The 18,880-nt window shown below is 71.8% G+C and carries 21 protein-coding genes and 1 pseudogene; 14 read left to right on the top strand and 8 right to left on the bottom strand.

Annotated elements, in window-relative coordinates; genetic code table 11:
* Position 1: 1 nt before the first annotated feature.
* On the bottom strand, positions 2-706 hold the full coding sequence (locus tag ABFX81_RS38015; protein WP_086855490.1) for a response regulator: 705 nt from the start codon (positions 704-706) through the stop codon (positions 2-4).
* Positions 707-819: 113 nt separating this feature from the next.
* On the opposite strand from ABFX81_RS38015, the gene ABFX81_RS38010 reads away from it, so the two are divergent.
* Positions 820-1,008: a hypothetical protein gene (locus ABFX81_RS38010; RefSeq protein WP_346139355.1), complete on the top strand. Its 189-nt coding sequence runs from the start codon at positions 820-822 to the stop codon at positions 1,006-1,008.
* A gap of 58 nt (positions 1,009-1,066) precedes the next feature.
* Here ABFX81_RS38010 and ABFX81_RS38005 read toward each other — a convergent pair whose 3' ends face one another.
* Both ABFX81_RS38005 and ABFX81_RS38000 read right to left on the bottom strand, forming a co-directional pair.
* Complete coding sequence (locus ABFX81_RS38005; protein WP_346139353.1) at positions 1,067-2,218, bottom strand: amidohydrolase family protein; 1,152 nt, start codon at positions 2,216-2,218, stop codon at positions 1,067-1,069.
* Positions 2,219-2,558: 340 nt separating this feature from the next.
* The gene (locus tag ABFX81_RS38000; RefSeq protein WP_086855487.1) at positions 2,559-3,158 is read right to left on the bottom strand and encodes a TetR family transcriptional regulator; all 600 of its coding nucleotides are present in this window, start codon (positions 3,156-3,158) and stop codon (positions 2,559-2,561) included.
* A gap of 156 nt (positions 3,159-3,314) precedes the next feature.
* On the opposite strand from ABFX81_RS38000, the gene ABFX81_RS37995 reads away from it, so the two are divergent.
* Positions 3,315-4,109, top strand: a complete 795-nt coding sequence (locus ABFX81_RS37995) for an alpha/beta fold hydrolase (RefSeq protein WP_346139352.1) — start codon at positions 3,315-3,317, stop codon at positions 4,107-4,109.
* Between the two features lie 85 nt (positions 4,110-4,194).
* Positions 4,195-4,566: an antibiotic biosynthesis monooxygenase family protein gene (locus ABFX81_RS37990; protein ID WP_346139351.1), complete on the top strand. Its 372-nt coding sequence runs from the start codon at positions 4,195-4,197 to the stop codon at positions 4,564-4,566.
* 9 nt (positions 4,567-4,575) lie between these two features.
* Here ABFX81_RS37990 and ABFX81_RS37985 read toward each other — a convergent pair whose 3' ends face one another.
* Together ABFX81_RS37985 and ABFX81_RS37980 are read right to left on the bottom strand one after the other, a co-directional pair.
* Positions 4,576-5,754 carry an acyl-CoA dehydrogenase family protein gene (locus ABFX81_RS37985; protein ID WP_346139350.1) on the bottom strand — a complete coding sequence of 393 codons (1,179 nt, stop codon included), beginning with the start codon at positions 5,752-5,754 and terminating at the stop codon, positions 4,576-4,578.
* Positions 5,755-5,884: 130 nt separating this feature from the next.
* Positions 5,885-6,253 (bottom strand): four-helix bundle copper-binding protein, encoded by a 369-nt coding sequence (locus ABFX81_RS37980; RefSeq protein WP_086855146.1) that lies wholly within the window; start codon positions 6,251-6,253, stop codon positions 5,885-5,887.
* Positions 6,254-6,378: 125 nt separating this feature from the next.
* Here ABFX81_RS37980 and ABFX81_RS37975 point away from each other — a divergent pair, with 125 nt between their 5' ends.
* The 10 genes from ABFX81_RS37975 to ABFX81_RS37930 all read left to right on the top strand — a co-directional run bounded on the left by ABFX81_RS37975 (position 6,379) and on the right by ABFX81_RS37930 (position 14,097).
* Positions 6,379-6,783 (top strand): ChaB family protein, encoded by a 405-nt coding sequence (locus ABFX81_RS37975; protein ID WP_086855145.1) that lies wholly within the window; start codon positions 6,379-6,381, stop codon positions 6,781-6,783.
* 37 nt (positions 6,784-6,820) lie between these two features.
* Entirely contained in the window at positions 6,821-7,180 is a 360-nt protein-coding gene (locus ABFX81_RS37970) for a DUF6479 family protein (protein WP_086855144.1), read from the top strand.
* A 96-nt stretch (positions 7,181-7,276) separates the two neighbouring features.
* Entirely contained in the window at positions 7,277-7,627 is a 351-nt protein-coding gene (locus ABFX81_RS37965; RefSeq protein ID WP_086855143.1) for a DUF8129 domain-containing protein, read from the top strand.
* Between the two features lie 213 nt (positions 7,628-7,840).
* On the top strand, positions 7,841-8,347 hold the full coding sequence (locus ABFX81_RS37960; RefSeq protein WP_086855142.1) for a SigE family RNA polymerase sigma factor: 507 nt from the start codon (positions 7,841-7,843) through the stop codon (positions 8,345-8,347).
* A gap of 11 nt (positions 8,348-8,358) precedes the next feature.
* Positions 8,359-8,877 carry a cellulase gene (locus ABFX81_RS37955; RefSeq protein WP_346139349.1) on the top strand — a complete coding sequence of 173 codons (519 nt, stop codon included), beginning with the start codon at positions 8,359-8,361 and terminating at the stop codon, positions 8,875-8,877.
* A gap of 200 nt (positions 8,878-9,077) precedes the next feature.
* Complete coding sequence (locus ABFX81_RS37950) at positions 9,078-10,367, top strand: bifunctional glycosyltransferase family 2/GtrA family protein (RefSeq protein ID WP_346139348.1); 1,290 nt, start codon at positions 9,078-9,080, stop codon at positions 10,365-10,367.
* On the top strand, positions 10,364-11,644 hold the full coding sequence (locus ABFX81_RS37945; RefSeq protein WP_346139347.1) for a hypothetical protein: 1,281 nt from the start codon (positions 10,364-10,366) through the stop codon (positions 11,642-11,644). Before ABFX81_RS37950 ends, ABFX81_RS37945 begins: the two co-directional genes overlap by 4 nt.
* 117 nt (positions 11,645-11,761) lie before the next feature.
* On the top strand, positions 11,762-12,220 hold the full coding sequence (locus ABFX81_RS37940; RefSeq protein WP_086852089.1) for a hypothetical protein: 459 nt from the start codon (positions 11,762-11,764) through the stop codon (positions 12,218-12,220).
* A gap of 131 nt (positions 12,221-12,351) precedes the next feature.
* Entirely contained in the window at positions 12,352-12,837 is a 486-nt protein-coding gene (locus ABFX81_RS37935; protein WP_059423030.1) for a cation:proton antiporter regulatory subunit, read from the top strand.
* Between the two features lie 6 nt (positions 12,838-12,843).
* Positions 12,844-14,097 carry a cation:proton antiporter domain-containing protein gene (locus ABFX81_RS37930; RefSeq protein ID WP_086852086.1) on the top strand — a complete coding sequence of 418 codons (1,254 nt, stop codon included), beginning with the start codon at positions 12,844-12,846 and terminating at the stop codon, positions 14,095-14,097.
* Between the two features lie 722 nt (positions 14,098-14,819).
* Here the strand turns inward: ABFX81_RS37930 and ABFX81_RS37925 are convergent.
* Both ABFX81_RS37925 and ABFX81_RS37920 read right to left on the bottom strand, forming a co-directional pair.
* Entirely contained in the window at positions 14,820-15,401 is a 582-nt protein-coding gene (locus ABFX81_RS37925; RefSeq protein ID WP_346139346.1) for an Rv1733c family protein, read from the bottom strand.
* A gap of 76 nt (positions 15,402-15,477) precedes the next feature.
* Positions 15,478-16,578: a winged helix DNA-binding domain-containing protein gene (locus ABFX81_RS37920; RefSeq protein WP_346139345.1), complete on the bottom strand. Its 1,101-nt coding sequence runs from the start codon at positions 16,576-16,578 to the stop codon at positions 15,478-15,480.
* Between the two features lie 80 nt (positions 16,579-16,658).
* Here ABFX81_RS37920 and ABFX81_RS37915 point away from each other — a divergent pair.
* A pseudogene (locus tag ABFX81_RS37915) lies at positions 16,659-17,109 on the top strand (acyl-CoA dehydrogenase family protein); the annotation flags it as partial.
* Positions 17,110-17,184: 75 nt separating this feature from the next.
* Here ABFX81_RS37915 and ABFX81_RS37910 read toward each other — a convergent pair.
* A complete protein-coding gene (locus ABFX81_RS37910; RefSeq protein WP_346139344.1) occupies positions 17,185-18,765 on the bottom strand; it encodes an MDR family MFS transporter in 1,581 nt (526 codons plus the stop codon).
* Positions 18,766-18,880 lie beyond the last annotated feature (115 nt).

The following is an 18,880-nucleotide window of genomic DNA, read 5'->3' as shown; positions in this document are numbered from 1 at the left end:
GCTAGGCGGGTCGCCCGACGAACCGGTAGCCGATGGTGCGGACGGTGCCCACGAACCGGGGTGCGTTCGCGTCGTCGCCCAACGCGCGCCGCAGCGTGCGGATGTGCACGTCCACGACGCGCTCGTCGCCGAAGAAGTCCTCACCCCAAACTTGGGTCAGCAGTCCGCGCCGGGTGAAGACCCGCCCAGGGGCCCGGGCCAGCGCGAGCAGCAGGTCGAAGTCGAGGGCGGACAGCTCCACCGTGCGGTCGGCGTCGACGAGGACGGTCCGTGTCCCGGGATCGACAGTCAGTCCGCCGAAGCGCAGCACGTCGTCCTCGTGGGCCGCCTCGGGGCGGCTGTCGGTGCGCCGCAGGATGGCGCGCACCCGTAGTGCCAGTTCGCGGGGGCTGAACGGCTTGGTGACGTAGTCGTCGCTGCCGGTCGTGAAGCCGATCAGCCGGTCGACCTCCTCGTCCCGGGCGGTGAGCATGATCACCGGGATCTGACTCGCCTCCCGGATGCGGCGCAGGACCTGGAATCCGTCCAGCCCGGGGAGCATCACATCGAGTACCACGAGGTCCGGCCGGTCGCGGGTCACCGCCTGAAGGGCGGACGGCCCGTCCGCGGCTTCGACGACATGGAACCCGTCCGCCTCCAGGTAGCCGCGCACGGTCATCCGGATCTTGGGCTCGTCGTCGACGACCAGAACGCGCTGCGTACTCATCGTGCTCGCTTTCCATCGCCGAAGTGGGAAGGGGAGGGCCGTCGCGGCCGCGGGGTGACCGGCGGCAACGGAGGTGGAAAGGCCTCGAATGCGGCCAGCGTACGGTGGGTTTCGTGGTCGGTGACGATCTCCCGGCCGGCCTCGCCCGTCCGGCGCCGGGCCGCCGGGTCGTCGAGCAGCTCCATGAGGCGGCCGGCGAGGGCGCGCACGTCACCGGGCGGGAAGAGGTGGCCGTACGCGATCCCGGCATCGACAGCCGCACCACACCCGCCGCTCGTACTGGTCGGCGGCCTCACCGGTGAGCGTGCCGCCGCACTCCACCTGCGGTACCTCGTGCGAAATGGACCTGCGCAGCCCGGCTCAGCGCGAGCCGGAGCGGCGTATGCGCGCCTTCAGCTTCGGGAACTGCTCGAGGGCGTTGGTCCGCTCCAGAGCGATCCGCTGGCGCCGGTTGTAGACCTCGTCGACGGTCGGTTCCGGGTCGCCTGCCTTGAGATTCGGCAGGCTTCCCTTGAGGAAGGGCATCGTCTCGACGTTGTCGGCCGCGTAGAGGTGGCGGGTCGCCGGCCAGTCGCTGCCGAACATGATGTGGTCGGCGGGCACCAGCGACGACAGCGGCTGCAACTGCGCGGCGGTGAACGCCTGTGCGTCGTCGAAGTACATCCGTGAGAGGTACGTGAGGGGGCCTTCCGGCAGCACCTCGTTGAAGGGCGGGAAGGCCGAGTGCCGGGTCGCCAGTCGGTAGGCCAGGAAGGGCAGTGCCCCGCCGCAGTGCGTGAAGTGCCAGCGGATGTTCGGGTAGTCCCGCAGGACACCGTTGTAGATCAGGCTCGTCATCGCACGGGTCGCGTCGAAGGTGTACTCGAAGACGTTGTTCCCGGCCGGGATGTCGGGACCGAAGCATAGCTTCGGAGCCGGGTTCACCTCCGGACCCGTCGGGTGGACGTAGACGTACGCACCGCGGTCGTTGAGGATCTCGTACAGAGGCGCGAACGAAGGATCCCCGAGGTAGGTGCCTTTGTAGTTGGTGAGCAGGCAGATGCCGTCGAGATCCAGTTCGCCGAGGGCACGGTCCACCTCGGCCACCGAGCCCTCGATGTCGGGCATCGGCGTGACCGCGAAGATACCGAACCGGTCACCACGGGTCTGCACGAGGTCGCGGGCGTAGTCGTTGACCGCGCGAGCGGTGGCGCGCCGGTCGTCGACCGGGCCGACGGTGACCTGGAGGTCGCCGAACGAAAGGACGCTGGCCTGGATCCGGTACTGGTCCATGAAGGCCAGGTGCCGATCGACCGACCACGGACCGTACGCCCCGGTGATGGCCCCGAGCAGGCCGTAGCGCTTCAGGTAGTCGTTGTACACGTCGGGGCTGTAGTGCGCGTGGGTATCGATACGCCAGTTGCCCTTCGGCAGCCCCGGACCGGACGGCGCCGCCTCCGGAGTGGCCATGGCAGCCGGCACCGTGGCCGCCGCCGCCGTGACAAGCGCCGCGGCCGATGCCCCTTCGATCATCCTTCGACGCGACATGTTCCGTCGCAGGTTCATTTCCAGTGCCCCTCTTCATTCTGAGTGCGAGTCAGGTCGTATGTGCGTGCGTCACGGCGCCGTCGCCAGGCCGGGCAGGGCCTGCGCAGGACGGAGGTGAACCAGCAGGCGGTTCCTTCATGCAGCGCCTCATCGCCGACCGCCTGCTCATCTGTCCACCGGCGGGACGAGGAGTACGTGCATGACCGTTAGACAACAGCCGCCTCATAAAGCACGTACGACTGAGCGCATGAAGCTTCCATGAAGCCAATCGCCGGTACGGAAGCGCGTGTTCCGGTTGGCCTCGGTCAGGAGGTGGCGGCGACTGCTACTGGGCGTCCCGCAGTGCGTCGGCACGCCGCAGCATGCTGAGCCACTGAGCCACGACGGCGTCGATGAAGGCGTCGGTGACCTGGCCGCGGTCGAGGAAGAGCCGGGCGAGGACGGGCCCGTACAGCAGGGTGAACTCGTCTTCGCTGATCTGGACGCCCGAAGGCTCCAGCAACCTGTTGAAACCGGCGTAGCGGTCTTCGCCGATGCGGACGAGTGCCCGGGCGCTGTCGGGATCGTGGTCAGCCTGGGCGGTGACGGCCAGAGCCGCGGTGCGCACGGCCGGCACGCTGACCCCGGCGCGCAGGCTCTTCAGCCACGCGGTGGCCACGGCACCCACGTCGCTGCCCGGTTCGGGGTAGGTGCCGAGGTCGGGGCCTTCGAGGACGAGGTCGAAGAGCAGTGCGGCTCGAGTGGGCCAGTGCCGGTAGAGGGTCTGACGGGTGACCTCTGCCCGCTCGGCCAGCAGGGCATAGGTCAGCCCGGCCGGTCCGACCTGAGGCAGCAGTTCTCGGGCGACGGCCAGCACGCGGTTGCGGGTGCGCTGCACGCGCGGGTTGCCCGGGGTCGGCTGACGACGATGGAGCGGCTGCTTCATGCCGCCACCCTACCGGCAAATCATACATCAAGTGTGATTGAGGTCACAGTTCGCGCCGAATCATACATGGCGTGTGATACACCTTGAACGGTAATCACACGCACTGGATGATTCTTGCGTGACGATGCGCAACCCGCATTCGAAAGGCGGACGACCATGTCACCTCGCGACCTGCTCACACCCACGTTCTCCCGCACTCGCCTCGGCTCCGGCCCCGGCCTGCTCCTCGCCCACGGCGCCGGCAGCAGCCTGGCGGGCACCTACGGCCCCGTCCTGGAAGCTCTCGCCGCCCGCCACACCGTCGTCGGCATCGACTACCCCGGCAGTGGCGACACCCCCCGCTCCACCGCCCCGCTGTCCGTCGACGACCTCGCCGACCAGCTCGTCGCCGCCGCCGACGCGGAGGGCCTCGACCACTTCGCCGTGTCGGGCTTCTCCCTCGGCGGCCCGGTCGCCATCCGAGCCGCCGCCCGCCACCCCGAGCGCGTCACCGCACTCGTCCTGACGGCCGCCTTCCCGCACCGCGACAACCGGCTCGCTCTCGCCTCCTCGGTCTGGAGCAAGATCGCCGCGTCCGGCGACCGCGAGCTGCTCGCCCAATTCCTGCTCCTGATGGCCCTCGGCACCCAGGCGCTGGAGTCCATGCCGGCCGAGCAACTGCGGCAGACCCTCGGCTACACCGCCGCCACCGCGGCCGACGGCAGCTCCGAGCAGACCGACCTCGTCGGCCAGGTCGACGTCCGGGACGACCTCGCCGGCGTCAAGGTCCCCACCCTGGTCATCTCGACCACCGACGACCGGCTCACCTCCACCGCCCTGCACCGCCACCTCGCCGAGACCATCCCCGGCGCCCAACTCGCAGAGATCGCCACCGGCCACCTGCCGATGCTGGAGCGGACGGACGAGTGGCTGCGGCTCCTCACCGACTTCCTCGGCAAGCACCACACCTGAAAGCGCACCAGGTGGGGCCACGCAGCGAGCAGCGGCGTAGCCCCTCACCCGGATCCCACCCACTTCCCCTGTTCATGGAGGAATCATGCTCAAGTTCGGCAACCTCGACGAGTCCACGCCCTTCCGCGCCCAGCAGAAGGAGAAGGCCGGCCCGGTCACTGTCATCAACACGTTCGTCGCCCCGGAAGGCAAGGAGGACGAGGTGGTGGCCGCCTGGGCGGACGACGCGGAATACATGAAGAAGTCGGGGAGCCTTCTCTCGGTGCAGCTGTACCGGGGCATCGGCGGCAGCCGGCTGTTCACCAACGTCGCGGTCTGGAAATCCACCGAGCACCTCCGTGCAGCGCTCGGCACGCCGGAGTTCGCCTCGCACCTGGAGCGCTACCCTGCCGGCACCGTCGCCTACCCGCACCTGTACCAGAGGTTCGCTGTCGAGGGCATCTGTGAAGGGGAATGATGAAATCGGTCAGCGCCGCACCCGCGGCATCCCCAGCCCGATCCACGAGATGATCTCCCGCTGGATCTCGTTGTTGCCGCCGCCGAAGGTGAAGATGACCGCCGAACGGTAGCCGCGTTCCAGTTCGCCGTGCAGGACCGCGCCCGCCGACCCCTCCTTCAGGGCGCCGGGGGCGGCGACGATCTCCATGAGCCAGGCGTAGGCGTCGCGTCGGGCCTCGGAGCCGTACACCTTGACGGCGGAGGCGTCCTGTGGGGTGAGGGTGCCGTCCTGGACGGCACCGACCATCCGCCAGTTGAGCAGCTTCAGCGCGTCCAGCCGGGCGTGGGTCCGGGCCAGGAGGCGGCGGACCCAGGGCAGATCGACGACGCGGCGGCCGTCGGCGAGCTTGGTCTCCATCGCCCAGCGCTGCACGTCGTGCAGGGCGCGGATCGCCATGGTGCCGTGGGCGGCCAGGGTCACGCGTTCGTGGTTGAGCTGGTTGGTGATCAGCCGCCAGCCCTGGTTCTCGGCGCCGACCCGGTGGGAGACGGGGACGCGGACGTTCTCGTAGTAGCTGGCCGTGGTGTCGTGCGAGGCGAGGGTGTTGATCAGGGTGCAGGAGTAGCCGGGGGCGGTGGTCGGCACCAGGAGCATGGTGATGCCCTTGTGCGGCGGTGCGGCCGGATCCGTGCGGACCGCCAGCCACACCCAGTCCGCCGTGTCGCCGTTGGTCGTCCAGATCTTCTGGCCGTTGACGACGTACTCGTCGCCGTCCAACACCGCACGGGTCCGCAGTGACGCGAGGTCGGTGCCCGCGCCGGGCTCGCTGTAGCCGATGGCGAAGTCGGTCTCGCCGGAGAGGATCCTCGGCAGGAAGTACGCCTTCTGCTCGTCGGTGCCGTACCGCATGATCGTCGGGCCGACGGTGTTCAGCGCCATGAGCGGCAACGGGACGCCGGCCTGGGCGGCCTCGTCGAAGAAGATGAACTGCTCCATCGCGCTCAGGCCGCGCCCGCCGTACTCCTTCGGCCAGCCCACACCCAGCCAGCCGTCCGCGCCGAGCCGCCGGATGGTCTCGCGGTAGAACCGCTTCTGGGCGGCCGGGTCGCCGTGCCGGGCGTACGCGTGGTCCGGGACCAGTTCGGCGAAGTAGGCGCGCAGTTCGACGCGCAGACGCTGCTGCTCGGGCGTGTATTCGAGGTGCACGGCGCCTCCAGGCTCCCAAGGCCGGTCCTGTCGGCGCACACCGTAGAACGTGTTACAGAAATTGGGAATGGCGAGGGAGGGGGAACGGCTCCTCAGTTCGGCGTCGGCTCCTCAGTTCAGCGTCGGCTCCTCAGTTCAGCGTGGCGAGGAAGTCCGTGCACGCCCGTGCGCAGGCACGGCACGCCGCCGCCGAGTCCTCCGCCCCCGGCTGCCGGTCGAAGGCGTGCGCGGCCTCCAGACACACGGTCCGGCACCACTCCACCTGGACACGGATGCTGGTCTCGTCCACCTGGTTCTGTTCGGACAGCACACGGCAGGTCGCGTCGCAGACCTCCGCGCACATGATGCCCTTGCGTCGTACGAGTTCCTGGTTCTCGGTGCCGTCGGGATCCACGAGGCTCGCGCGCAACGCGCACGCCCGGGCGCACTCGGTGCACGCCTGGGCACAGGCGAAGCGGTCCTCCAGGAACCGGAACAGCTCCTGCTGGGATGTCGTCACACCGCGCGGGTAGCCCCGCCGATGGCGGTCAAACCCGGTGTCGCCAAGGGTTCCGTACGGTTTTTCGGCCTCGTCGGCCGGGCACCCGGCAGGCCCGGGAACGACGACGCACGGAGGTGAGTCACATGCCCGGTCGACAGGAACTTCCGTCGACCCTGGAGCGCTCCGCCGAGGAGGCACAGCGCACGTGGATCAAGGCGCACGACTCGGCCGTGGAACAGTACGGCGAGGGCGAGCGCGCGCACCGCGTGGCCTTCGGGGCGCTGAAGCACACCCATGAGAAGGTCGGCGACCACTGGGAGCGCAAGGAGGGCGGCCGCAAGGCCCCGTCGGACCCGCGGTCGGCCCGGCCCCGGCAGCAGGGCGGCCGCAGCGGCGAGGGCGTCGACGAGCGGGCCTCGAAGGAGCACCTGTACGACCTCGCGAAGCGGCTGGGCGTCGAGGGGCGGTCGCGGATGTCGAAAACGGAGCTGCTGGACGCCGTCCGCAAGGAGAACCGGTCGAAGACCCGGGCCGCACGGTCGGGGTGAGCAGGTTCACGGGGACGACCAGGGGTACTCGCGAGCCATGAATACCGCATGGATGGAGATGGCCGCGGGCGGGGACGCCCCCGGCTTCGGGTTCGTCGTGACGGGTCTGGTGGTCGTGGCTCTGCTGCTGGGCGCCTTCATCCTGGGCCTCCGGCACAAGCGTCGGCGTCCGCCGCGGCCCGACGAGCAGCCCAGGCTGCCCGACGGGGGTCCCGTCCGGGAGACGAGGGAGCGAAGGGAGCCCGACGAGGTGCCCCGGGGCCAGGGTCGCCTGACGCCGCACGAGCTGAAGACACACGGCAACCAGAGCGACCGGAGGAGCCCCACCCAGGAGCGTCCCCGCTGGAACGAGGGCAGCAGCGGCTCGTTCGGCAGCGGCGGTCCGGGCGGCCGCTGATCCCCGCTCCCCGCGGCACTCCGCTCCGTACCCCATGTCGTACGTGAACCGTCATACGTGCACGTCGTACACGCCGTACACAGGGAAGTGAGAACCATGGCCGATCCCGCCCGCAACACCCTGCCGCTGCCGGACTACGACCACCTGCCGATCGGCGGCCTGGAGAGCCGGGTGCGGTCGCTGTCCGCGGACGAGGTGGAGGAACTGCTGGCGTACGAGCGGTCGCACGCCGACCGGCTGCCCGTGACCGAGCTGCTGGGGACCCGTCTCGAGCAGCTGCGCGAGGGCGCGGAGCCGACGTCCGGCGACCCGGGCGCCCTGCGTCCCGAGTCGGGCGAGGGGCACGGAGGCTCTCCGGTGTCGCCCGCCACGTCGCCGCAGCCCTTCAGCCCGCCGCCGCACGGCACCCCCGACCAGCGGGGCAAGCCGAAGGGCGACCGCACGTAGGCGTCACCACCGGACAGAACAGAAGGGCCCGTGCCTGTGCACGGGCCCTTCTTCACGCACGCGTCCGGCGCGCCCCGACGTGCACGCACTGCACGCGCGCCCAGGCTCGCACGACTGGGAGTGAGGTGGATCACAGCCTGTAAGTGCAGCGTGATGTGGGGCCCAGCGTCTTTCCAGTGGTGTAGGGGGTCACTGAGACGCGGGACGGTGGGGATGGAGCGGGTTCGGGCGGACGGCTTCGACGAGTTCGTGGCCGCCCGTTGGTCGGCGCTGCTCCATGTCGCGCGGCTACTGACGGGCGGCGACCGGCAGCGCGCCGAGGACCTGGTGCAGGAAGCGCTGGTGAAGCTGTGGTTCGCCTGGCCGAAGGTCGCCGAGCAGGCTCCGGAGGCGTACGTCCGCACGGTGCTGGTGCGGATGGCGGCGCGCTCGGCGAAGCGGCGCTGGTGGGGTGAGCGTCCGGTGGAGCAGCTGCCCGACCGGGCCGATCCGGGGGATGTGTCGTCCACCGTGGCGGAACGCTCGCGGCTGGAGGCCGCGTTGGCCCTGCTGTCCGCCAAGCAGCGGGCCGCGGTGGTGCTGCGCTACTACGAGGACCTGCCCGAGGCCCAGGTCGCCCAGGCGCTGGGCTGCCCGGTGGGAACGGCACGGTCCCACGCGTCACGCGGAGTCGCGCGGCTCCGCCAGATCCTGTCCGAAGCCGTCAGGCCTGTGGGGTGAAGGGAGAAGCGATGGACGACTTCGAGCGGGACCTGTCGCGGCTGCTGCGCGACACCCAGCAGCACACCCCCTACGAGCCCGAACACCGGCAGCGGCTGCACGCGGGCATCCGCTCCCGCCGCAGGGCGCGGCTGCTGTGGAAGGCGGGCGGCTCCGCCGTGGCCGTGGCCGGTCTCAGCGTCGGACTCGCCCTGCTGCCGAACATGCTCACCAGGGCCCAGCCCGCCGATCACCGGCCGCAACCCGCGACGAGCCCGACCCCCTCGCAGGACGGCGGGCCCACATTCGACTCCCCGGACCCCACCACGACTCCGACCGAGCCGGAGCCGTCCGCGCCGGCGACCACGACCGGCGTCAGCACGCTTCCCGGGGACCCGAGTACGACGATCAGCCCCACGCCGACCGCCACGCCCTCCGAGACCCGGACCACGTCGGCACCCCCCACGCCGCCCCCTTCCCCGACGCCCACGACGGCTCCGCCGTCCCCCCTGGAGGAGACGCAGGAGCCTTCCGCATCGGCCACCGAGTAGCCGCCTGAGCGGCCATACGTCAGGGGCGCGGCCGCCTGAGCGGCCCTGCCCGTCGAGGGCGCCGCCTGAGCCGCGGCCCTTCCCGTCATGGGCTTCAGTGCCCCGCACCCCGTCACCGCACCACCGCCACGGGCGCCTTCGGCATGCCCGGAACCGGCGCTCGGGTACGTCCGGCGCCAGAAAGAGACCGTGAAACAGCCATGAGAACCGCACGGCGGCCGGCCCTGATCGACCGCCCGCCAACCGAGCTGTCCGCGCTGCCGCGCCGGGCCCCGCTGCCCGCGCACCACCCGGACCCCGTCCTCGACGTCGTCGTCCCCGTGTTCAACGAGGAGAACGACCTGGAGCCCTGCGTCCGGCGCCTGCACGCGCACCTCACCGAGACCTTCCCCTACCCCTTCCGGATCACCATCGCCGACAACGCCAGCACCGACCGGACCCCGTGCATCGCGGCCCGGCTCGCCTCGGAGCTGCCCGGCACGGACTGGATCCGGCTGGCCGAGAAGGGGCGCGGCCGTGCGCTGCACGCCGCCTGGTCGCGCTCGGGCGCCCCGGTGCTGGCGTATCTCGACGTGGACCTGTCCACGGACCTCGCGGCGCTGCTGCCCCTGGTCGCGCCGCTGATATCCGGCCACTCGGACATCGCCATCGGCACCCGGCTGGCGCGCGGTTCGCGGGTGGTGCGCGGGCCGAAGCGGGAGATCATCTCCCGCTGCTACAACGGTCTGCTGCGCTCCACGCTCGCCGTGGGTTTCTCCGACGCGCAGTGCGGATTCAAGGCGGTGCGGCGGGACGTCGCCGAGCGGCTGCTGCCGCTGGTGGAGGACCGCGAGTGGTTCTTCGACACCGAGTTGCTGGTCATCGCCGAGCGGGCGGGACTGCGGATCCACGAGGTGCCGGTGGACTGGGTGGACGACCCGGACAGCCGGGTGCACATCCTGTCCACGGCGCTGGCCGACCTGCGCGGCATGGCCAGGCTCGGCCGGGCCCTGGCCTGCGGCCGGCTGCCGCTGTCCGCGCTGCGCCGCAGCGGCGGCGACCTCGCCGGGGAGCTTCCGGCGGGCCTGGCCCGGCAGGTGGTGCGCTTCGCCGCCGTCGGGATCGCCAGCACCCTGTGCTACCTGCTCCTCTACACCGCACTCCGGCCGGTCACGGGAGCGCAGGCCGCCAACGCGCTCGCCCTGCTGGCCAGCGCCGTCGCCAACACCGCCGCCAACCGGCGCATCACCTTCGGGGTGCGGGGCCGTGGCGGCGCGCTGCGCCACCACCTCAAGGGGCTCGCGGCCTTCCTGGTCGGGCTGGCGCTCACCAGCGGTTCACTGGCCGCCCTCCACCACGCGGTCCCCGGGGCCGGCCACCGGCTCGAACTCGTGACGCTCGTCGCCGCCAACCTGGCCGCGACGCTGCTGCGCTTCCTCCTCTTCCGGGCCTGGGTCTTCCCCGCCCGCCACGACGCCCGTCCCCCTCGCCGTACGACAGGATCCTCATGAGCACCGTCGAGCTGCGTCGATCGCCGTCCGGCCTCGACTCCCCCGAAGCCCCCCGCGGCTCCCGGGAGTTCCGCCCGCGGCTGCGCCGGGCCGCCGTGCGGTACGGACCCGTGCTGCTGACGTACGGCGTGCTGAAGCTGGCCGGGTTCGCCGTTTTCATGTACCTGCTGGACTCCGCGGGCGACTTCCGGAAGAAGAACCCGCGGTTCGGCGGCGGCGAACATGCCTGGGACGTCCTGGCCAGCTGGGACGGCTGGTGGTACCAGCAGATCGCCCAGCACGGATACGACCCGGCCCTGGAACCGGTCCCCGGGGCGACGGGCCTGATCACCCTGGAGGGCAACTCGGCGGCGTTCTTCCCGCTGTACCCGACGTTGATGCGGCTGGTCTCGGAGTGCACCGGACTCGGCCTGTACGGCGCCGGCATGACGGTCTCCGTCATCGCGTCGTTCGTCGCCGCGCTCGGCATCTTCGCCGTGACGAAACAGCTGGGCGGTCACCGGGCCGGGCTGGTCGCGGCCGGGCTGTGGGCCGTCTGGCCCGGTTCGGGCACGGAGTGGTCGGGCTACTCGGAGTCCCTCTACACGGCCCTGGCCGCATGGGCCTGCCATGCCGTCTTGTCCCGCCGCTGGCTCACCGCCGGGCTGCTGACCTGCGCGGCCGGGCTCTGCCGGCCCACCGCCGTCGCGCTGGTCGCCGCCCTCGCCGTCGCCGCGCTGCTGTCCCTGCGCCGGCGGCCGGACGGGGTCCGGCGTGCGGAGGGGATCAGGCGTCCGCTGACCGCCGTGGCGATCGCCCCGCTGGGTCTGTTCTGCTACCTCGCCTGGGTCAACTACCGCATGGGCGACATCAACGGCTACTCCAAGCTCCAGGACGGCGCCTGGGCCCACAAGTTCGACTGGGGAGTCCACTCGTTCAACGTGCTGACGTCCATCCCGGTCGGGCACTTCGACTATCTCTTCGCGATGCCCTTCCTGGACGTCATCGGTGTCTGCGTGGTGCTGACGGTGCCGGTGCTGACCGTGCTGCTGGTGCGTCTGAGACCGCCCGCCGTGCTTGTCGTCTACACGTTTCTGTCGTACCTCATGGTGATGACCACCCAGCAGATCTTCGGCAACGTCTCGCGCTATCTGCTCCCGCTCTTCCCGCTGTTCATCCCGCTCGCCCTGGCCATGCGCCGGCTCAACTGGCCGTCCCTCGGCGCCGTGCTGGGCACGGCCGCGCTGGCCTCCGGGTCGTACGCGGGCTACGTGCTCTTCGAACTCGGGGTGCCGTAAGGAGAAGCACCCGCCGCCGTCTGACACCCGTTGGGGGGCGGCTTCGTGTACCGGGCGGCATACTGATCTCGGCTTGCGCAGTGATCAGGCCGATGGTCGGAGAGGAGATGACGGGACGTGACCACCGAAGGACCGGGCGGCGGACGGGGGACTCCCGACGAGCCGGACGGCACTCCCCCGGTCCCGGACGACGTGTGGCTGAGGTTCCTCACGGACAGCGAGCACGCCATACGCGCCTCCGCCCCCAGGGAGCCTTCCGCGAGGGAGCGGGCGGCGGGACGGCGGCCTCAACCCCCGCACACCGTCGGTGACCTGTGGCAGCCGGAGGACCTGCGGGTCCGCGTGGCCTGGCGCGACCTGGACCGCCGTGCCAGGGCCCGGCGCGTGGGACGTGTCGTCGCCACCGCCGCCGCCGTGGCTCTCGCGCTGGGCGCCTGGTCCCAGTTGTCCGCCGGCGCGGGCACGGGCACCCGGCCGGGGACGGGCACCGTGCGGCAGGTGGAGGGGGCGACCGCGAGGCAGTCCACGGCCACTCCCTTCCCGTCCGGATCCGCTGTCCCGGTGCCCTCCAGGTAGCACACACACGACGGGTACGGTCCCGCCCGGCCGCCTAGGATGAGGCCACAGGCCGGATCTGGGCGCTCGTCCGGGCGCGGCCCCCGCAGGCGAGTCTCAGGAACACGCACGCCGACGGAAGGGGGACAGACATGAGCGCGCCACGCCTCAGCAGTACGCCGTTGCCGGGCATCGGTGTCCGCTACGACCTGACGACCCGGGACAGCCGCCGGCTGTCCGTGGTCGCCCACCGCGACGGCCACCGGACGATCAGCGCGTACCGCAAGGACGACCCGGACGCCTGCGACCTGTCGGTGCGTCTGACGGCGGAGGAGGCGGCGACGCTCATCGACGCGCTGATGCCCGCGCACCACACGCCGAACCTGCTGTCCACGACCGACCTGGGGCTCGTCGCCGAGCGGATCGAGCTGTCCGGCTCCTCGCACTGGAACGGCCGGCTGCTGGGCGAGTCCCGGATCCGCACCGACACGGGCGCGTCCATCGTTGCGGTGCTGCGCCGGGCCGAGGCGATACCCTCCCCCGCGCCGGACTTCCGGCTCGCCGGCGGTGACACGCTCATCGTCATCGGGACCCGCGAGGGCGTGGAGGCGGCCGCCGCGATACTCGGGCGGGAGTGACCCGCCGTGCACTCCTCCGCGGTCTTCCTGATCGAGTTCGGCTGCCTCATCCTCGGGCTCGGGCTGCTCGGCCGCCTCGCCGGGCGCTTCAGCTTCTCGCCGATCCCTCTCTACCTGCTGGCCGGGCTGGCCTTCGGCGAGGGCGGACTGCTGCCGCTGGTCGCCAGCGAGGACTTCGTCGCGATCGGTGCCGAGATCGGCGTCATCCTGCTGCTGCTCATGCTGGGCCTCGAGTACACGGCCACGGACCTCGTCTCCAACCTCAAGACCCACTATCCGGCCGGGGTCGTCGACGCCGTCCTCAACGCCCTTCCCGGTGCGGTGCTCGCGCTGCTGCTCGGCTGGGGGCCGGTCGCCGCCGTCGTGCTGGCGGGCGTCACCTGGGTCTCGTCCTCCGGCGTCATCGCCAAGGTCCTGGGCGAGCTGGGGCGGCTCGGCAACCGCGAGACCCCGGCCATCCTGAGCATCCTGGTCCTAGAGGACCTCTCCATGGCGGTCTACCTGCCGATCGTCACGGCCCTGCTGGCCGGGGTGGGCCTGGCCGCGGGCGCGGTCACGCTGGCCATCGCCCTGGGCGTGGCCACGCTCGTGCTCGTCCTCGCGGTGCGCTACGGACGCCACGTCTCCCGCTTCGTCTCCAGCGACGACCCCGAGAAGCTGCTGCTGGTGGTGCTCGGCGTGACCCTGGTGGTCGCCGGGCTCGCGCAGCAGCTCCAGGTGTCCGCGGCCGTGGGCGCCTTCCTGGTGGGCATCGCGCTGTCCGGTGAGGTCGCCGAGGGCGCGACGAGCCTGCTCGCGCCGCTGCGTGACCTGTTCGCCGCGGTGTTCTTCGTCTTCTTCGGCCTGCACACCGATCCCGCCAGCATCCCGCCCGTACTGCTGCCCGCCCTCGCCCTGGCGGCCGTCACCACCGCGACGAAGATCGCCACCGGCTACTGGGCCGCGCGCCGCGCCGGGATCGGGCCCAAGGGCCGCTGGCGCGCCGGCGGCACGCTCGTGGCCCGCGGCGAGTTCTCCATCGTCATCGCCGGGCTCGCCGTCACGGCCGGCATCGAGCCCTCCCTCGGCCCCCTGGCCACGTCCTATGTCCTCATCCTGGTCCTCCTCGGCCCCCTGACCGCCCGCTACACCGAGCCCGTGGCCACCGCCCTGACCGGGCGACTGCGCCGGAGGAACGCCACGTCCCGCGGAAACACGGCATCCGCTCCACCGGGCGCCCACGAGACCATCGACGACCAGGACATCGTCGGCCGCACCTGACCGACCGGCCCCAGCCTGGCCGGGGCGCCGACCGGTGTGCCGACGGCGTCCCTGTACACGGACGCGCCGCTCGCGTGCCGTACGACTGACGGCGAGGCGATGGCCTGACAGGTCCGCCTGGGCCTCCTGAAGCGCGGCACTCGGCAGACCCGGCGGCGCCTGAGGGCGTACGGCCGCACTGCCGTGCCCGCGCCCTGCGGAATCCGGCGCGGATCCGCCAGCCAGCGACCCCCGCCCGCTGTGGGGAAGCGCGGCGCGCGGCAGATCCGTAAGCCGTGCCGGAGGTGCCGGACGCCGTGCCCGCCGTGCCGGCCGCCGTGCCGCCGCCCAGCCGACGGCGCACGGCTCCGCTCCCGTGCCCGCGCCCTGTGGAGCCCGGCGCGGATCCGTCCAAGGCCCCGCCGGCCGGCGGCCCGCGGCCGTGCGCTCCTCACGGGCCTGCGAAGGCACGGTGCACCAGCGACCGCGCCGGTCGGCAGCGCATGGCCGACCTCCCTGCCACCGCGCGAAAGAGCCGCCGGCCGACGGGGTACAGCTATGCCCCGGCCCGACGTGCAGAGGTTCGGCGCGTGAAGGGCCCCGCCAACAGACGGCGTACGCCGCACCCCCCTGCCCGCCATGCGAAGGCGCGGTGCGCGAGCGACCCCGTCGGCGGCAGCGCGGGCCGCACCCGTGCCCAGCCGGGCGGAAGCCGCCGCGCGGGCGTCACGGCCGGTGTCCGGTCAGCCCGTCTTCCAGCCGCGCCTCGTGTCGATCCGTTCCCATTCCGCGTCCCACTGCGCCATGCGCCGGCGGTCCAGGCACAGTCGTGTCAGCCAGGCGGCGCCCAGTACCACGCCGCCCGCGAGGGCTCCCGCCAGCCCGCCGCCCATGGTCGTGTGCAGCCAGGCCTCGCCCTCGGACACCGGTGAGGTCGTGATGTCACCGCTCCTGTTCACCCACACGGGGATCGTGCTCCGGGCGGGAGTCCTGGGCGGCACCCGCGCCTCGTCCGTGTGCGTCGAGCCGTCCGGCGTGGTCCACCGCACCTTGGCCCACACCCGGTGGTCGCTCGCCGCGCGGGCCGGTGAGGGGCCCGGCGCGTTCTCGACGGTGACCGCCGAGACCTGTCGTGTCTCGGCCCGCTGCCGTTCGACGGCCCGATCGACCGCGCCCGCCGCCATCAGGCCCGCGCCCACACCGCCGAGCAGGGCGAACACCCAGCCGGCCAGCACGACCCAGGCTTCGACGACGTCGATACGCCGCTTGAGCGCGTTGTGGCGCCACCGCCACCACCGCACGGTCACACGCTCTGACGTCTCCATCGGCCGACACCCCCTCATGAGCACCGGCAGCACCCTTCCAGTGTGCGCCTGAACCGCGCCCTTGTCGGCGTGTGGCTCAGCCCGAGGACGCGGAGATCCGCACCCGGTCGCTCTCGTCACCGGACAGGAAGGACGCCAGCGCCCGCCCTTCCTCGGCGACGGAGCCGCGGTCGGCTCGGGAGAAGCGGCGCAACGGGGTGACCAGGACGGTGTCCGCCTCGACGGTCCAGGTCGCCGCGACCCGGCCGTCGACCAGGACGACGCGGGCGCCTTCGACCGACAGGCCGCGGTGGGCGTCGTCGATGATCCGGCCGCGGTCGTGGTAGCCGAGGATCGCGTTGTCGAACGCCGGCAGGAACCGCACCGGCGCGGGGGCGTCGGGGTCGGGGCGGGGCGCGTCCGGGAGGTCCAGCAGTTCACGGCCGCGCTCGTCGCGGAAGGCGACGAGTTCCTCGCGCAGGGCGGAGACCGCGGCCGGCAGTCCCGCCAGGCCACACCAGGCGCGCAGGTCGGCCGAGGCGGCGGGTCCGAACGCGGCCAGGTAACGCCGTACCAGCGTCTGCCCCACGGGGTCGGAGTCGTCCGGGACCGGCGGGTCGATCTCGCGCCCCAGCCAGGAAGAGACCAGGGCGTAGCGCACTCCCGCCGTCGTGCGCCACAGCCCGCGCGGAGGTAGCTGCACCATGGGGAGCAGGCCGGCGACCAGCATCTCGCCCAGTGGCCGGTGCCCCGCCGCCGGCCAGCGGTCAGCGACGGCGCGCGCGAGGTCGCCCATCGAGCGGGGTTCGCCGTCGGCCATGACCTCCCGCCCCGCCGCCGCGAGTTCACCGAGGTCCACCCCCTCCAGCTCGCGGCGGTACGTCCCGAGCACCCGCTGGCGCAGCATCGCGTCGTGGCGGGCCCGCCAGGCCAAAAGGTCGTCGGCGGTGACGAGGTGGACGGTGCGGCGCATGAGATGGGTCCGCACCACACGCCGCCCGGTGAGCAGTTCCGACAGCGCCGTCGGTTCGAACGCCCGCAGCCGGGACCAGAGCCCGATGAACGGTTCCTGCGGTTCCTGCGCCTGGAGACCGCACAGGTGGGCGACGGCGTCGAACACCGGCAGGTCGGCGCGGTCGAGAAGCAGCTGCCGTGCGAGGGTGGCGCGGTTGAGCGCCCGGGCATCGAGAACGGTCAACGGAGCACCTCGGCCTTCGAGTCGTGTGCCGACCCGTGGTCGAGAGGTCCGGGCGGCTTGCCCGATCACCGTCGCACGGGATGCGGTCAGATCGTGACCGCGTCCGGCGTCCCAGCGCGCAGGAGACCTCCACGGACGCGGTGGCCAGAGACCAGGCGGGCAAGCCCCCCGTTCGACGAGGTGTCACGGCTGCGGGAGTCGGGACTGCTGACGCTTCTCGTACCGGCTGGGCTCGGGGACGGCGGCGGCGCGGACCGGCCCACGGCGTACGCGGTGGTCCGGGAGATCGCCGCGGCCGACGGCGCGATAGGTCAACTGCTCAGCTGTCATCCCGCCCTTCCGGACGTGGTGATCGACGGCGACACCGACCCTTTCGGGCAGCGGCTCGCGGCCGGCGGCAGCGTGGAGTTCGACGCCGTGCCGATCGCCGCCGACGACGTGGTGGGCTCACTGGCCGCGGAGGAGGACGTTCTGTCGCCCCTGACTGCTCTGGTGTCGCCGGTCGGGCGTCTCCTCTCGGCGCAGTTCCGCACCCCCGCCGTGGCCTGAGCCGCGAAAAGGGCCGCCGGAAGGGGACACGTGCCCTGTCGGCGGCCCTGGTTCTCGTCAGGCGTCCGCGTCGACGCGTGGGAGGGAGCCGCCCGCGACCTTCCGGCCGGCGTCCGCCGACTCCTCGGAGAGCCGCTCCATGCCGCTGGTGTTCTTCAGCGGCTTCTCCTTGATGAACACCACGGCGATCAGCGCGAGCGCCGCGAACGGGGTGGCGACGAGGAAGAGTTCGGCGGTCGCGACCCCGTAGGCGTGCTCCACGATCTCCCGCATCGGCGCCGGGAGGGCGCTCATGTCGGGCACTCCCCCGTGCCCGGCCTGGCCCCCGCCTTCGACGGCACCACCGGCGTCCTTCAGGCTCTTGGTCATCTCGGAGGTGACACGGTTGGCCAGGATCGCGCCGAGCACGCTGGTCCCGATGGTGCCCCCCATGCTGCGGAAGAAGGACAACACCGAGGTGGCGGCGCCCAGTTCGGCCGCCGGGACGTCGTTCTGCGCGGCCAGCACCAGGTTCTGCATCAGCATGCCGACACCGATGCCCATGACCGCCATGTAGACGCTGAGGAGACCGAAGTGGGTGTCCGCCCCGATCGTGGAGAGCAGCCCGAGACCGACGGTCATCGTGACGGCGCCCACGACGAGGTACACCTTCCACCGGCCGGTCGCGCTGATGATCTGCCCCGCGACGGTGGAGGAGACCAGCAGGCCGAGGATCATGGGCAGGCTCATCAGACCCGCGATCGTCGGGGACTTGCCGAGGGAGACCTGGAAGTACTGCGACAGGAAGACCGTGCCGCCGAACATGGCCACACCGACGAGGAGGCTGGCGACGGTGGTCAGCGCCACGGTGCGGTTGCGGAAGATACCGAGCGGAATGACCGGCTCGGCGACCTTCGCCTCGACGAGGACCGCGAGGACCAGCAGCACCACTCCCCCGCCGGTCAGTGCGGCGGTCTGCCACGACGCCCAGTCGAACTCGTTCCCGGCGAGGGTCACCCAGATCAGCAGCGCGCAGACACCCGCGACGATGAGGAAGGCGCCCAGGTAGTCGATCTTCGCCTCGCGGCGGACGGTGGGCAGGTGCAGCGTGCGCTGGAGCAGGGCGATGGCGAGCAGGGCGAAGGGCACGCCGATGAAGAAGCACCAGCGCCAGCCGAGCCACGAGGTGTCCACCAGGACGCCGCCGATCAGCGGTCCGGCCACGGTGCCCACGGCGAACACGGCTCCGAAGATTCCCGCGTACTTGCCCAGCCTGCGCGGCGGGATGATCGCCGCCATCACGACCTGCGCCAGTGCCGTGAGACCACCGGCACCGATGCCCTGGGCCACACGGCTGAAGATGAGCAGTTCCACGTCACGGGAGAAGCCCGCCAGCAGCGAGCCGACGACGAACAGGCCCAAGGAGAGCTGGAGCAGCAGCTTCTTGTTGTAGAGGTCGGACAGCTTGCCCCACAGCGGCACGGTCGCCGTCATGGCCAGCAGCTCGGCGGTGACGACCCAGGTGTAGGAGGACTGGCTGGCCCCGAGGTCGGCGATGATCCGGGGCAGCGCGTTGGACACCACGGTGCCGGCCAGGATGGCGACGAACATGCCCGCCATCAGCCCCGACATCGCCTGGAGTATCTGCCGGTTGGACATGGAGGACGGTGACGCCTCTACGGGCGCCGCTGAAGAATTCACATCGTCTCTTTCACGGTGTTGACGGCGGGCGACTCGCGCAGCACACGACCGCGGCGCGCGAACCGTCCGAAAA

It is taken from the genome of Streptomyces coeruleofuscus (assembly GCF_039532725.1).
Lineage (GTDB): Bacteria > Actinomycetota > Actinomycetes > Streptomycetales > Streptomycetaceae > Streptomyces > Streptomyces coeruleofuscus.
The sequence above is the reverse complement of the archived record's forward strand: the minus strand, read 5'-3'. Positions and strand labels throughout refer to the sequence as shown.

Bases quoted from the DNA above. Each gene is read 5' to 3' on its own strand.
- ABFX81_RS37910 (WP_346139344.1), bottom strand. From the start codon at position 18,765: ATGTCCAACCGGCAGATACTCCAGGCGATGTCGGGGCTGATGGCGGGC.
- ABFX81_RS37955 (WP_346139349.1), top strand. From the start codon at position 8,359: ATGGACGACTTCGAGCGGGACCTGTCGCGGCTGCTGCGCGACACCCAG.
- ABFX81_RS37935 (WP_059423030.1), top strand. From the start codon at position 12,352: ATGAGCGCGCCACGCCTCAGCAGTACGCCGTTGCCGGGCATCGGTGTC.
- ABFX81_RS37945 (WP_346139347.1), top strand. From the start codon at position 10,364: ATGAGCACCGTCGAGCTGCGTCGATCGCCGTCCGGCCTCGACTCCCCC.
- ABFX81_RS37995 (WP_346139352.1), top strand. From the start codon at position 3,315: ATGTCACCTCGCGACCTGCTCACACCCACGTTCTCCCGCACTCGCCTC.
- ABFX81_RS37965 (WP_086855143.1), top strand. From the start codon at position 7,277: ATGGCCGATCCCGCCCGCAACACCCTGCCGCTGCCGGACTACGACCAC.
- ABFX81_RS38005 (WP_346139353.1), bottom strand. From the start codon at position 2,218: ATGATCGAAGGGGCATCGGCCGCGGCGCTTGTCACGGCGGCGGCGGCC.
- ABFX81_RS37925 (WP_346139346.1), bottom strand. From the start codon at position 15,401: ATGGAGACGTCAGAGCGTGTGACCGTGCGGTGGTGGCGGTGGCGCCAC.
- ABFX81_RS37975 (WP_086855145.1), top strand. From the start codon at position 6,379: ATGCCCGGTCGACAGGAACTTCCGTCGACCCTGGAGCGCTCCGCCGAG.
- ABFX81_RS38015 (WP_086855490.1), bottom strand. From the start codon at position 706: ATGAGTACGCAGCGCGTTCTGGTCGTCGACGACGAGCCCAAGATCCGG.
- ABFX81_RS37950 (WP_346139348.1), top strand. From the start codon at position 9,078: ATGAGAACCGCACGGCGGCCGGCCCTGATCGACCGCCCGCCAACCGAG.
- ABFX81_RS37960 (WP_086855142.1), top strand. From the start codon at position 7,841: ATGGAGCGGGTTCGGGCGGACGGCTTCGACGAGTTCGTGGCCGCCCGT.
- ABFX81_RS37970 (WP_086855144.1), top strand. From the start codon at position 6,821: ATGAATACCGCATGGATGGAGATGGCCGCGGGCGGGGACGCCCCCGGC.
- ABFX81_RS38000 (WP_086855487.1), bottom strand. From the start codon at position 3,158: ATGAAGCAGCCGCTCCATCGTCGTCAGCCGACCCCGGGCAACCCGCGC.
- ABFX81_RS37990 (WP_346139351.1), top strand. From the start codon at position 4,195: ATGCTCAAGTTCGGCAACCTCGACGAGTCCACGCCCTTCCGCGCCCAG.